This is a genomic window from Vibrio sp. YT-16, assembly GCF_033337405.1.
GTDB lineage: Bacteria > Pseudomonadota > Gammaproteobacteria > Enterobacterales > Vibrionaceae > Vibrio > Vibrio alginolyticus.
This window is the reverse complement of the sequence record NZ_JAWOQQ010000027.1, coordinates 1-14248: the sequence shown is the minus strand read 5'-3', so window position 1 is coordinate 14248 and position 14248 is coordinate 1. Positions and strand designations below refer to the sequence as shown.

General features: G+C 45.6%; 10 protein-coding genes and 1 pseudogene. 1 reads left to right on the top strand and 10 read right to left on the bottom strand.

All coding sequences use genetic code 11. The features are described 5' to 3' along the window. Positions 1-227 precede the first annotated feature (227 nt). On the bottom strand, positions 228-1025 hold the full coding sequence (gene nudC, locus R7F07_RS23690; RefSeq protein WP_053307541.1) for an NAD(+) diphosphatase: 798 nt from the start codon (positions 1023-1025) through the stop codon (positions 228-230). Positions 1026-1202: 177 nt separating this feature from the next. Between nudC and R7F07_RS23685 the strand changes: the two genes are divergently transcribed. Next, positions 1203-1694 (top strand): Rsd/AlgQ family anti-sigma factor, encoded by a 492-nt coding sequence (locus R7F07_RS23685; RefSeq protein WP_005382515.1) that lies wholly within the window; start codon positions 1203-1205, stop codon positions 1692-1694. A gap of 172 nt (positions 1695-1866) precedes the next feature. Here the strand turns inward: R7F07_RS23685 and rpoC are convergent, their stop codons facing one another. From rpoC to R7F07_RS23640, 9 genes and pseudogenes are all read right to left on the bottom strand, one after another. After that, positions 1867-6069 (bottom strand): DNA-directed RNA polymerase subunit beta', encoded by a 4203-nt coding sequence (gene rpoC / locus R7F07_RS23680; protein WP_005382514.1) that lies wholly within the window; start codon positions 6067-6069, stop codon positions 1867-1869. Between the two features lie 104 nt (positions 6070-6173). After that, positions 6174-10202, bottom strand: a complete 4029-nt coding sequence (gene rpoB, locus R7F07_RS23675; RefSeq protein ID WP_005384685.1) for a DNA-directed RNA polymerase subunit beta — start codon at positions 10200-10202, stop codon at positions 6174-6176. A gap of 253 nt (positions 10203-10455) precedes the next feature. Further along, a complete protein-coding gene (gene rplL, locus R7F07_RS23670; RefSeq protein ID WP_005382540.1) occupies positions 10456-10824 on the bottom strand; it encodes a 50S ribosomal protein L7/L12 in 369 nt (122 codons plus the stop codon). A gap of 57 nt (positions 10825-10881) precedes the next feature. After that, positions 10882-11376 carry a 50S ribosomal protein L10 gene (gene rplJ, locus R7F07_RS23665; protein WP_005382538.1) on the bottom strand — a complete coding sequence of 165 codons (495 nt, stop codon included), beginning with the start codon at positions 11374-11376 and terminating at the stop codon, positions 10882-10884. A 293-nt stretch (positions 11377-11669) separates the two neighbouring features. Then, positions 11670-12371, bottom strand: coding sequence for a 50S ribosomal protein L1 (gene rplA / locus R7F07_RS23660; protein WP_005384683.1), 702 nt, complete (start codon positions 12369-12371; stop codon positions 11670-11672). A gap of 4 nt (positions 12372-12375) precedes the next feature. Beyond that, entirely contained in the window at positions 12376-12804 is a 429-nt protein-coding gene (gene rplK / locus R7F07_RS23655; protein WP_005384682.1) for a 50S ribosomal protein L11, read from the bottom strand. A gap of 164 nt (positions 12805-12968) precedes the next feature. Then, a complete protein-coding gene (gene nusG, locus R7F07_RS23650) occupies positions 12969-13517 on the bottom strand; it encodes a transcription termination/antitermination protein NusG (protein ID WP_005384681.1) in 549 nt (182 codons plus the stop codon). A 13-nt stretch (positions 13518-13530) separates the two neighbouring features. Next, complete coding sequence (secE, locus tag R7F07_RS23645; RefSeq protein ID WP_005384680.1) at positions 13531-13911, bottom strand: preprotein translocase subunit SecE; 381 nt, start codon at positions 13909-13911, stop codon at positions 13531-13533. A gap of 266 nt (positions 13912-14177) precedes the next feature. Beyond that, positions 14178-14248 (bottom strand): annotated as a pseudogene (locus R7F07_RS23640) (elongation factor Tu); the annotation flags it as partial.

Below are 14248 nucleotides of genomic sequence, written 5' to 3'. Positions count from 1 at the left end.
GCTTTCTGTGAAAGGGGGTATTCTATCACTGATTTAAGTCCAATAGCTGTGTGCTTTGCAACCTGGATCAAGTTATTAACTTTTAAATCAATGCTTAATTTGCACCCAATCGGTATCAGTGTTAAAAATTTGTTCGCTAGCGAAAACTACAATTATAAACTGAGTACTTAGTACTCAGCATCTCATAACGACATCTTACTTACCCCCTCCCTCTCGGAGGGTTTTTTTTATCTATTTATCAGATAATTAGTGTCTATATCTTTCAGCGTCTGCTCGATAAGTGCTCTTGCAATCGTTCCTTTAGGCGCAACAGGCGGCATCTCGTCGATACCAAACCATCGTGCATCAGACAGCTCAGTGTAGTCTGGACTTAACTCTCCCGATTCATAGTCAGCTAAAAACCCCATCATCATACTGGATGGGAAAGCCCAAGGCTGGCTGCCAAAGTAACGAATATTTTTAACGAGAATTCCCGTTTCTTCATGAATTTCTCGAGCCACGCACTCTTCTAATGTCTCACCGACTTCTAGAAAACCCGCAATAACCGTATACATACCATTTCGATGCCTTGGATGTTGGGCTAATAAGATCTGATTTTCTTTACGTACAGCAACGATAATACACGGAAATATTCTAGGATAATGAAGGGTGCGACATTCACCACACTGCATGGCTAACTGGTTATTATTAAGAAAGTTTCTTCCTCCGCACTGTGGACAAAAGCGCAAACTTTGCGTCATGTGCCCATATTGCACAGCTTTACTTAACAACATAAATAATGGCTCAGGAAAATGCAGGCAGTCACGCAGGGATACTAAAGGTAGATCATGCTCTAAATCGGCCAAGTTAAGCCACATGACGGGCGAACCAGAATACTCACCAATGGGTCTTGCACTCGTTACTGGCAGTGATAACTGCTCTGCAGACCCGAAGGGCACAGCACCATCCACCAGCCAAATTTCACTTCCTGCAACAACACACCAGTATGCATTTATCGCGCGGTTAACATCACCTTTTCTTAACATTACACCATCCCTTTGCTTGAAGTTCGTTCATTTTACTGGCAATCTAATTTCATACTAGAGTTTATCGTTAAGTAAATGTGCACTCTAAATTCTAGTAAGGACAAGAGTTTGTAATAACTTTACTAACTTTGCTTTGCAAAGGATACGTTCGCCGATGGGCGATCAGATCATGAGGGCATGGTCATGCTAAGAAAATTCAAACAAACACAAGACCAGTGGGGTGGCTCAAGTGATGTCATTGATCACTGGTTAGAGACACGACAATCCCTGATTGTTGAATATTGTAAGCTTGCAGCGCTGCAACCTTGTTCGAAAACCAATGTTATTGAACTCCCATCTCCTTCCGAACTGCAGGATTTCTGTCAGCACCTCGTTGATTACATCTCCGAAGGCCACTTTAAAATTTATGACATGGTTATGGACCGTTGGAAAGCAACCGGCTTTGTCGTGACTAATGAGATCAATCAAACCTATGGTCAAATTGTTCTAACGACTGAACCTCTATTGAACTTTAACGATAAGTACTCAGAAGTGACTGAAGATGATGAATTAAATGATTTCGATTCTGATATGTGTCTCATTGGGGAAATTCTTGAGACTCGCTTTGAAGTCGAGGACTATCTGATACAGCAAATCGCAGAAAGCCTGTCTATGCCACCTGGGGCTTAGTATTTGCAAACATTTAGAAATAGAGTGAGAGAAAAGACTGACGATCATCGTCGGTCTTTTTTGTTTCTAGCTTTATCGAAAATCCCACCGGAAGAACAAAGTAGTATAAAAACTAAAAAGGCACCCGAAGGTGCCTTTTTCTTAAGCTTTTAACGATTACTCGTTATATGACTTACTCTTCAGAAGAGAAACCAGCGTTTAGAAGTGCCGCTAGGTTATCCGTTGCTTGCTCAGCAGAAGGACCATCTTGCGCTTCAGAACGTTTAGCTTGACGCTCTTGGTGGTATGCGAAACCAGTACCAGCTGGGATCAGACGACCAACAATTACGTTCTCTTTCAGACCACGTAGGTCATCACGCTTACCAGAAACCGCAGCTTCTGTTAGTACGCGAGTTGTCTCCTGGAACGATGCCGCAGAGATGAACGACTCAGTCGCTAGAGATGCTTTAGTAATACCTAGTAGTTCACGTTCGAAACGTGCAGGCTCTTTGCCTTCAGCTTCTAGGTTACGGTTAGCAATCTTAACTTGTGAGTACTCAATCTGTTCACCAGGTAGGAACTCAGAGTCACCAGAGTGAGTAATAGTACACTTACGCAGCATCTGACGAACGATAGTTTCAATGTGCTTATCGTTAATCTTAACGCCTTGTAGACGGTAAACTTCCTGTACTTCGTTAGCAATGTACTGCGTTACCGCGTGTACACCACGTAGACGTAGGATGTCATGTGGAGACTCTGGACCATCTGCGATCACATCACCACGTTCAACTTTTTCACCTTCGAATACGTTCAACTGACGATGCTTAGGAATCATCTCTTCGTAAGCTTCACCGCTTTCACGTGTGATCACTAGGCGACGTTTACCTTTAGTCTCTTTACCAAAGCTCACAGTACCTGTGTGCTCAGCAAGGATTGCAGGCTCTTTCGGCTTACGTGCTTCAAATAGGTCAGCAACTCGTGGAAGACCACCGGTGATATCTTTGTTACCGCCAGACTTCTGAGGAATACGTGCTAGTGTTGCACCAACACCTACTGCTGCGCCATCTTCGATGTTCACAATCGCTTTACCAGGTAGGAAGTAGTGAGCTGGCATATCAGTACCAGGGATCATTACATCGTTACCTTGCTCGTCAACAAGTTTGATAGCTGGACGCATATCTTTACCTGCTGAAGGGCGAGCTGCTGGGTCAGTTACTTCGCTTGAAGATAGACCAGTTAGGTCATCAGTTTGACGAGATACTGTTACGCCGTCGATCATATCTACGAACTGGATGCGACCTGCTACCTCAGTAATGATAGGTAGTGTGTGCGCTTCCCAGTTTGCAACTGTTTCGCCAGCTTGAACTGTATCACCATCGCCTTTGCTTAGTAGCGTACCGTAAGGCAGTTTGTGCTTCTCTTTAGTACGACCAAACTCATCAACGATAGTTAACTCTGTCGCACGAGAAGTGATAACGATCTTACCGTCATCAGCCAATACAGATTTAGCGTTGTGTAGCTTGATAGAACCGTTGTTCTTAACTTGAACACTGTTCTCTGCCGCTGCTGTCGATGCCGCACCACCGATGTGGAACGTACGCATCGTTAGCTGTGTACCTGGCTCACCGATAGACTGAGCAGCAATAACACCCACTGCTTCACCTTGGTTCACTAGGTGACCACGTGCTAGGTCACGACCATAACATTGTGCACAACAACCGAAGTCAGAATCACACGTTACTACAGAGCGCACTTTCATGCTGTCTACTGAGTTCTCTTCCATGATTTGACACCACTTCTCATCGATCAGGGTGTTACGTGGAATAAGAACGTCTTCAGTGCCAGGTTTTAGTACGTCTTCAGCAACAACACGACCAAGAGCAAGCTCAGAAAGTGCAACTTTAACATCACCACCCTCGATGTGAGGCATCATGTCGACACCTTCGTGAGTGCCACAGTCATGTTCAGTTACAACAACGTCTTGAGCAACGTCTACTAGACGACGAGTTAGGTAACCCGAGTTCGCTGTTTTCAGTGCCGTATCCGCAAGACCCTTACGAGCACCGTGCGTTGAGATAAAGTACTGAAGTACGTTTAGACCTTCTTTAAAGTTCGCTGTGATCGGTGTTTCGATGATTGAACCATCTGGACGCGCCATCAGACCACGCATACCCGCAAGCTGACGAATCTGTGCTGCAGAACCACGAGCGCCCGAGTCCGCCATCATATAGATGCTGTTGAATGACTCTTGCTGTTCCTCTTCACCGTCACGGTTAACTACCGTTTCAGATGAAAGGTTTTCCATCATTGCTTTCGCAACACGGTCGTTGGTCGATGCCCAGATATCGATAACTTTGTTGTAGCGTTCGCCCGCAGTAACAAGACCTGATTGGTACTGTTCCTGGATTTCACGTACTTCTTCTTCCGCTTCTGCGATTTCAGTGTACTTAGCTGCAGGTACAACCATATCGTCGATACCAACAGATACACCAGAAAGTGCCGCGTATGCGAAACCTGTGTACATGATTTGGTCAGCGAAGATTACTGTGTCTTTCAGACCTAGTTTACGGTACGCCTCGTTAAGTAGGTTAGAGATTTGCTTCTTACCTAGCTTTTGGTTAACGATGCTGTACGGTAGACCAGCTGGCACGATTTGCCATAGCATTGCACGACCAACAGTGGTGTCTACCATCTTGGTTTCTGTAGTGCTGTTGCCATCTTCGTCTACAACAGTTTCTGTAATACGTACTTTAACGCGTGCGTGAAGCTCAGCTTGTTTAGTGCGGTATGCTTTCTCAGCCTCTTCTGGGCCAGAAAGGTACATGCCTTCACCTTTCACGTTGATCTTTTCACGAGTCATGTAGTACAGACCCAATACAACGTCCTGAGAAGGTACGATGATCGGATCACCTGACGCTGGCGACAGAATGTTGTTTGTCGACATCATCAGAGTACGAGCTTCAAGCTGTGCCTCTAGAGTTAGAGGTACGTGAACCGCCATTTGGTCACCATCGAAGTCCGCGTTGTACGCTGCACAAACAAGTGGGTGTAGCTGAATCGCTTTACCTTCGATCAGTACTGGTTCGAACGCCTGGATACCTAGACGGTGAAGTGTCGGTGCACGGTTCAATAGTACTGGGTGTTCACGGATTACTTCGTCTAGGATATCCCAAACGACCGCTTCTTCACGCTCTACCATTTTCTTAGCAGCTTTGATTGTAGTCGCAAGACCACGAGTCTCTAGCTTGCTGTAGATGAATGGTTTGAATAGCTCAAGTGCCATCTTCTTAGGAAGACCACACTGGTGTAGACGAAGGTATGGACCTACTGTGATTACAGAACGGCCAGAGTAGTCTACACGTTTACCTAGAAGGTTCTGACGGAAACGACCTTGTTTACCCTTGATCATATCAGCAAGAGATTTCAGAGGACGCTTGTTAGAACCTGTGATCGCACGACCACGACGACCGTTATCTAGTAGCGCATCAACAGACTCTTGCAGCATACGTTTTTCGTTACGTACGATGATGTCCGGAGCAGCTAGCTCTAGAAGACGCTTCAAACGGTTGTTACGGTTGATCACACGACGGTATAGATCGTTAAGATCAGAAGTCGCAAAGCGACCGCCATCTAGAGGTACTAGAGGACGTAGATCTGGCGGAAGTACTGGAAGTACAGTTAGGATCATCCACTCAGGGTTGTTACCCGATGCGATGAACGCTTCTACCAGCTTAAGACGCTTAGTTACTTTCTTACGCTTAGTTTCAGAGTTTGTTGTCTCTAACTCTTCACGCATTTGTTCTGCTTCAGCGTGCATATCCATAGAACCTAGTAGGTCCTTGATAGCTTCCGCACCCATCTTAGCAGTGAACTCGTCGCCCCACTCTTCTAGACGATCTAGATACTCTTCTTCAGTAAGCATCTGACCTTTTTCTAGATCAGTCATACCAGGCTCTGTTACTACGTACATTTCGAAGTACAGAACGCGTTCGATATCACGTAGAGGGATATCCATTAGTAGACCGATACGAGACGGTAGCGATTTTAGGAACCAGATGTGAGCTACTGGTGAAGCCAGTTCAATGTGGCCCATACGGTCACGACGAACTTTAGTTTGTGTAACTTCTACACCACACTTCTCACAGATAACACCACGGTGCTTCAGGCGCTTGTACTTACCACAAAGACATTCGTAGTCTTTAACTGGACCAAAGATACGCGCACAGAACAGACCATCGCGTTCAGGTTTGAACGTACGATAGTTGATCGTTTCAGGTTTTTTAACTTCACCGAAAGACCATGAACGGATCATGTCTGGTGAAGATAGACCGATTTTGATTGCATCAAATTCTTCGGTCTTATGCTGTGCTTTTAGAAAGTTTAATAAGTCTTTCACAATCAGCTCCTGTAAGGAGTTAAAAGGAGCTCACTCGCTAAAGTGAGCACCTTCTTCCAAATAATCGCTTTGATTCTCTCGACTTTCATCAAGAGAGAAAAGGATTACTCTTCGTCTTCTAGCTCGATGTTGATACCTAGCGAGCGGATCTCTTTCAACAGTACGTTGAACGATTCTGGCATGCCAGGTTCCATGCTGTGGTTACCGTCTACGATGTTCTTGTACATCTTAGTACGGCCGTTAACGTCATCCGACTTAACCGTTAGCATTTCTTGTAGCGTGTAAGCAGCACCGTATGCTTCTAGTGCCCATACTTCCATCTCACCGAAACGCTGACCACCGAACTGAGCTTTACCACCTAGTGGCTGCTGAGTTACTAGGCTGTACGAACCAGTTGAACGAGCGTGCATCTTGTCATCAACAAGGTGGTTCAGTTTCAGCATGTACATGTAACCAACAGTTACAGGACGCTCAAACGCATCACCTGTGCGACCATCAAACAGTGTTAACTGACCTGATGTTGGTAGATCTGCTAGCTCAAGAAGTGCTTTGATTGACTCTTCTGGAGCGCCATCAAATACAGGAGTCGCGATTGGTAGACCGCCACGCAAGTTCTTGATCAGAGTACGTACTTCATCATCAGATAGAGAAGCAATGTCTACTTTCTGGCGAGTGTCGCCTAGATCGTAAACTTTTTGTAGGAACTCGCGGAATTTCGCTAGTTCTTGCTGCTCTTTAACCATCTGGTTGATCTTGTCACCGATACCTTTCGCTGCCAGACCTAAGTGTACTTCTAGGATCTGACCGATGTTCATACGCGAAGGTACACCCAGTGGGTTAAGTACGATGTCTACAGGCTGACCTTTCTCATCGTATGGCATGTCTTCAACAGGGTTGATCTTAGAGATTACACCCTTGTTACCGTGACGACCCGCCATCTTATCACCAGGCTGAATGCGACGTTTAACCGCTAGGTAAACCTTAACGATCTTCAGGACGCCAGGTGCTAAATCATCACCTTGAGTGATCTTACGACGCTTAGTTTCGAACTTCTTATCGAAGTCAGCTTTTAGCTCATCCCACTGCTCAGCAAGTTGCTCAAGCTGAGTTTGTAGTGCGTCATCTTCTAGCGTTAGTTCTAGCCACTTCTTACGATCAGTTGTGTCTAGTTTCGCTTCAGAGTAACCGCCTTCAATCAATACAGCTTTAACACGGTTTAGAAGGCCGCCCTCAAGAATCTGGAATTCTTCAGTTAGGTCTTTCTTCGCTTCTTTAAGCTGCATCTGTTCGATTTCAAGCGCACGCTTGTCTTTCTCTACGCCATCGCGAGTAAAGACTTGAACGTCGATGATCGTACCTGATACAGAGTTAGGTACACGTAGTGAAGTATCTTTAACGTCAGATGCTTTTTCACCGAAGATTGCACGTAGTAGCTTCTCTTCAGGCGTTAGCTGAGTTTCACCTTTAGGTGTAACTTTACCAACTAGGATGTCGCCACCCTTAACTTCAGCACCGATGTAAACGATACCTGACTCGTCTAGTTTAGACAGAGCAGACTCACCTACGTTTGGAATATCCGCTGTGATCTCTTCAGAACCAAGCTTAGTATCACGCGCCACACAAGTCAGTTCTTGGATGTGGATAGTCGTGAAACGGTCTTCTTGAACTACGCGCTCAGATACTAAGATCGAGTCTTCGAAGTTGTAACCGTTCCAAGGCATGAACGCGATACGCATGTTTTGACCAAGCGCTAGTTCACCAAGGTCTGTTGAAGGACCATCAGCAAGAACGTCACCGCGTGATACAGGCTCACCTGGCATCACACATGGGCGCTGGTTAATACATGTGTTCTGGTTAGAACGTGTGTATTTAGTCAGGTTGTAGATGTCGATACCAGCTTCACCTGGTACTAGCTCTTCTTCGTTAACTTTAACAACGATACGAGAAGCATCTACTGACTGGATTACACCACCACGTTTAGCAACTGCAGTTACACCTGAGTCAACTGCTACGTTACGTTCAATACCAGTACCAACAAGCGGTTTGTCAGCTTTCAGTGTTGGAACTGCCTGACGTTGCATGTTCGCACCCATCAATGCACGGTTCGCATCATCGTGTTCTAGGAACGGGATAAGCGATGCAGCGATAGATACAACCTGGTTTGTCGCAACGTCCATGTACTGAGCGTGCTCACGAGGGTGTAGACCAGATTCACCTTTCTGACGAGCTGTGATCAGCTCATCTGCAAAAGTACCATCTTCGTTTAGCTTAGCGTTCGCCTGTGCGATAACGAATTGGCCTTCTTCGATTGCAGATAGGTAATCTACTTCGTCTGTTACTACGCCATCTACAACGCGACGGTATGGTGTCTCTAGGAAACCGTACTCGTTACAACGCGCAAACGCAGATAGAGAGTTGATCAGACCGATGTTTGGACCTTCAGGCGTTTCGATAGGACATAGACGACCGTAGTGAGTTACGTGTACGTCACGTACTTCGAAGCCAGCACGTTCACGAGTTAGACCGCCAGGACCCAATGCAGAAATACGACGCTTGTGCGTTACTTCTGATAGCGGGTTGTTTTGGTCCATGAACTGTGAAAGCTGTGAAGAGCCAAAGAATTCTTTAACTGCCGCAGAAATTGGCTTCGCGTTGATCAAGTCTTGAGGCATGATTGCGTCAAGATCGCCTAGGCTTAGACGCTCTTTAACTGCACGCTCAACACGTACTAGACCTACACGGAACTGGTTCTCAGCCATTTCGCCTACAGAACGGATACGACGGTTGCCTAGGTGGTCGATATCGTCCACTTCGCCCTTACCGTTACGGATCGCGATCAGCTTCTTCATCACTTCGATGATATCAGTTTCATCAAGCGTGCCTTGCTCTTGAGCATCTTCACGGCCGATAGAGCTGTTGAACTTCATACGACCAACAGTCGATAGATCGTAACGCTCTTCAGAGAAGAATAGGCTTTCGAATAGAGCTTCTGCAGCTTCTTTTGTTGGCGGCTCACCAGGGCGCATCATGCGGTAGATTTCTACCAATGCAGAAATACGATCAACCGTGCTGTCGATACGTAGTGTTTCTGACATGAATGGACCGTGGTCTAGATCGTTCGTGAATAGAACTTCTAGCGCTTTGTGGCCAGCCTGAGATAGGTTCGCTAGTGCTTCTAGGCTGATTTCCTGGTTAGCGTTAACAATGATCTCGCCAGTTGCTTCATTGATGTAATCTTTAGATGCAACTTTACCAACGATGTACTCAACTGGTACTTCGATGTGATCAACGCCATCTTTTTCTAGTTGGCGGATATGACGAGCTGTTACGCGACGACCCTGCTCAACGTAAACTTTACCATTTGCTTCGATGTCGAATGACGCAGTTTCACCACGTAGACGATCAGGAACCAACTCCATCAATAGAGTTTGGTCTTTCACTTCGAAGTTCACTTTCTCGAAGAAGATATCTAGGATTTCTTCTGTCGACTTACCTAGTGCTCGAAGGATGATCGATGCTGGTAGCTTACGACGGCGGTCGATACGAACGTACAAGTTATCCTTAGGATCAAACTCGAAATCAAGCCATGAACCACGGTAAGGAATAACACGTGCGTTGTATAAAACTTTACCTGAAGAGTGGGTCTTACCCTTATCGCTGTCGAAGAACACGCCTGGGCTTCGGTGCAGCTGGGATACGATAACCCTCTCGGTACCGTTGATTACGAAGGTACCATTGTCTGTCATGAGTGGAATTTCACCCATGTAGACTTCTTGTTCTTTAATGTCTTTTACAGTACCTGCTGGCGCGTCTTTATCAAAGATAACTAGGCGTAGTTTTACACGTAGTGGCTTTGAGTAAGTTACACCGCGGATTTGACATTCTTTAACGTCAAAAACTGGCTCACCAAGACGGTAGCTAACGTATTGCAGCTCAGAATTGCCGTTGTAGCTCTGAATCGGAAATACAGAACGGAAAGCGGCTTCAAGACCGTATTGACCTTCAGGATCCTGTTCGATAAATTTGTCGAACGAATCGAGCTGGATCGATAGCAGGTATGGAATGTCCAAAACTTGTGGACGAGTACCAAAGTCCTTACGGATGCGCTTTTTCTCGGTATAAGAGTAAACCATGGGGTTCCTCAGCTCGCTGATAAGTGACCCAAACTGTCCGCCCGCTCCTAGTTACTTAAGGGGGGGTAAGGGACAGTGACTAATATAGCTGTTTACTGTAGTGACATTTCATTTCGTAAGAATGAAATGTTTTTTGCATGGATATCAGGCGCTTAAACAGCGGGAAAATTCGCCTATACCCTACAGCGCAAAAAGGCCGGTGGTTAAAAAACCACCAGCCAATTAGCCGTTAGGCTAAGAAACTATGCAATAATTACTTAACAGCAACAGTTGCACCAGCTTCTTCTAGCTGAGCTTTAAGAGCTTCAGCTTCTGCTTTCTCAACACCTTCTTTAAGAGGTGCTGGAGCGCCGTCTACTAGAGCTTTAGCTTCTTTAAGACCTAGGCCAGTTGCGCCACGTACTGCTTTGATTACAGCAACTTTGTTACCGCCAGCAGCTTCTAGGATTACGTCGAATTCAGTTTGCTCAGCAGCAGCTTCGCCTGCAGCAGCGCCGCCAGCTACAACAGCAGCAGCAGCAGAAACACCGAATTTCTCTTCCATTGCTTCGATTAGTTCAACAACTTGCATTACAGACATTTCTGCAACTGCGTCTAGGATTTGCTCGTTAGTAATAGACATAACAATTCTCTTTTAAGTCAACAATAAGTTTATTAAGCAACCAGTAAAAAGCAAGGCTTATGCCGCTGCTTCTTGTTTTTGATCGCGGATAGCTGCGATAGTACGCGCCAGCTTGCCAGCCGAAGCTTCTTTCATGCACATCATTAGGCGTGCAATTGCTTCGTCGTAAGTTGGTAGTGTTGCTAGTACTTCAGCGTCAGTTAAAGCGCCTTCAAATGCAGCAGCTTTGATCTCGAAATCTTTGTTCTCTTTAGCGAAGTCTTTGAAAAGACGCGCTGCAGCACCTGGGTGCTCATTAGAGAATGCGATTAGAGTAGGACCAGTGAAAGTGTCAGTTAGACACTCGTACTCAGTACCTTCAACCGCACGACGAGCAAGAGTGTTACGAACAACTCTCATGTAAACGCCAGCTTCACGAGCTTGTTTACGTAGAGAAGTCATCGCGCCAACTTGAACGCCACGAGAATCAGCTACAACTGCAGAAAGTGCACCACTGGCAGCTTCGTTGACTTCAGCAACAATTGCTTTTTTGTCTTGAAGGTTTAAAGCCATCTTGGATTTACTCCTGGTTGTCGTTACACCACTCACTATCATCACGACAGTGAGAGCTATTGAGGTGCTTCCCCAGAAGAAAGTTAACTATATTACATAGAGCTTTCTGTCAGTTCGGGCACCATCTACGTAGGATAATTAAGTTTGCTTTTACACAAACACCTACGGTCTTGGACGGAGACTGGGTCTTAATTCATTTCGAACTAGGAGACAGTTCAAAGAACCAAAGTTCAGCCCCAACCACAAATATTAGGCGCAAAATTATACACTAATTTTGCGCCTAAGCAAATAAATTATGCTTGAGTGTTCAGGCTAGCCTGATCAACAGCAACACCAGCACCCATAGTAGTAGAGATGCTTACTTTCTTCAGGAAAGTACCTTTCGCTGAAGATGGCTTAGCTTTCTTCAGAGCAACTAGAAGTGCTTCTAGGTTCTCTTTGATCTGCTCAGCAGAGAAGTTTGCTTTACCGATAGTAGTGTGGATGATGCCGTTTTTGTCGTTACGGTAACGAACCTGACCAGCTTTAGCGTTTTTAACTGCTTCAGCAACGTTAGGAGTTACAGTACCAACTTTAGGGTTTGGCATAAGACCGCGAGGACCTAGGATAGTACCTAGTTGACCTACAACGCGCATTGCATCTGGAGAAGCAACAACTACGTCAAAGTTCATTTCGCCTTTCTTAACTTGCTCAGCAAGATCTTCCATACCTACGATGTCTGCGCCAGCTTCTTTAGCTGCTTCAGCGTTAGCACCTTGAGTGAACACTGCAACGCGGATTTCGCGGCCAGTACCGTGAGGTAGTACAGTTGCACCACGTACGTTCTGGTCAGATTTACGAGCATCAATGCCAAGGTTAACAGCAACGTCTACAGACTCAACGAATTTAGCAGTCGCTAGTTCTTGAAGAAGAGCAACAGCTTCGTTGATTTCGTATTCTTTAGTTACGTCAACTTTTTCGCGGATTACGCGCATGCGCTTAGTTAGTTTTGCCATCTTATTAACCCTCTACCACTAGGCCCATTGAACGAGCAGTACCAGCGATAGAACGCTTCATCGCTTCGATGTCAGCACCAGTCATATCAGCAGCTTTAGTTTCTGCGATTTCTTGGATTTGAGCGTCAGTTACAGTACCAACTTTTTCAGTGTTTGGACGACCTGAACCAGACTTAACGCCAGCAGCTTTCTTAAGAAGAACAGCAGCAGGTGGAGTCTTAGTTACGAACGTGAAAGAACGGTCGCTGTATACTGTGATAACTACTGGAGTTGGTAGACCTTTCTCAATAGATTCTGTTTTTGCGTTGAACGCTTTACAGAATTCCATGATGTTCACACCGTGTTGACCTAGTGCAGGACCTACTGGTGGACTAGGGTTAGCCATACCAGCAGCAACTTGTAGCTTGATGTAAGCTTCAACTTTCTTAGCCATGATAATTCCTAAGTTTGGGTACAAACGCTAATCGCGGATCAGCTCCCCGTTTGTGTAAGAAACTTTTTACTTCACTTGAAGTAAAAAGGCGCGAAATTATAGTCATAATCCGCGCCTTATACAACCCTAAAAAGGTGATTTTTTATACTCTTTAACGAAGAGTCTTAGTCCAGCTTTTCAACCTGACCAAATTCAAGCTCAACTGGTGTCGCACGACCAAAGATCGATACAGACACTTTCAGGCGGCTCTTCTCGTAATCCACTTCTTCAACAGTACCGTTGAAGTCAGCAAATGGACCTTCGTTAACACGTACCACTTCACCCGCTTCGTACATTGTACGCGGACGAGGCGCTTCACTCGCTTTCTCAAGACGATTAAGAATCGCGTCAGCCTCTTTATCCGTGATAGGTGCCGGACGGTCTGAGGTACCACCAATGAAGCCCATGACACGCGGCACACTGCGTACTAGGTGCCATGATTCATCGTTCATAATCATCTGAACAAGGACGTAACCTGGGAAGAACTTACGCTCAGATTTGCGACGCTGACCCGCGCGCATTTCCACTACTTCTTCAGTAGGAACCAGTACTTCACCGAATAGCTCTTCCATGCCGTGCATTTTGATATGCTCGCGCAGAGATTGAGCTACACGACCTTCAAATCCAGAGAAGGCTTGAACCACATACCAGCGTTTTTTTGGAGCTTCACTCATGAATAAAAACCCTCTATACCCCAGTTGCTAGAGCTACTAGACGAACCATAATTCCGTCAATACCCCATAGCACTAGAGCCATTACAATACTTACAGCTAAAACGATCAGTGTTGTTTGCATGGTTTCTTGGCGAGTAGGCCAAACAACTTTACGTACTTCCATACGAGATTCTTTTGCAAAACTGATCGCTGCTTTACCTTTAGTCGTTGTTGCTGCAACGCCTAAGGCAGCTGCAATAAGAACAACAACGCCTGCAGCACGAACCACTACAGACATTTCACCATACAGGTAATTACCCACAACAGCGGCAGCTGCCAATACGAAAGCGGCTACCCACTTAAACGTATCTGCTGCGTTTGAGCTATCAGGAGTTTCAGCATTATTTGCTTTCATAAAACCAACCTGTTACAAGTCTTAATATAGACGACAACAACCCCGCTGTTGCAGGGCAAACTCCATATCGCTGAAAAAATCAGCGTACTCTTCTTAAGATTAAGCCTCTTTGCTTAATCTTGCTCTGCGCCCAACCCACTTCTGAACAAGAAAACAGCAAAAATAATGTTGAGTGCAGAAAAAGGGCATCAAATGATGCCCTTTTTGCTACTGGTTCGTCAAATCTAATTCAAGATTTTCCGAAAGCATCGCTAATTCGCTATGAATTAGTCGAAGATCTTAGCAACAACACCAGCACCTACTGTACGGCCACCTTCACGGATCGCGAAACGTAGAC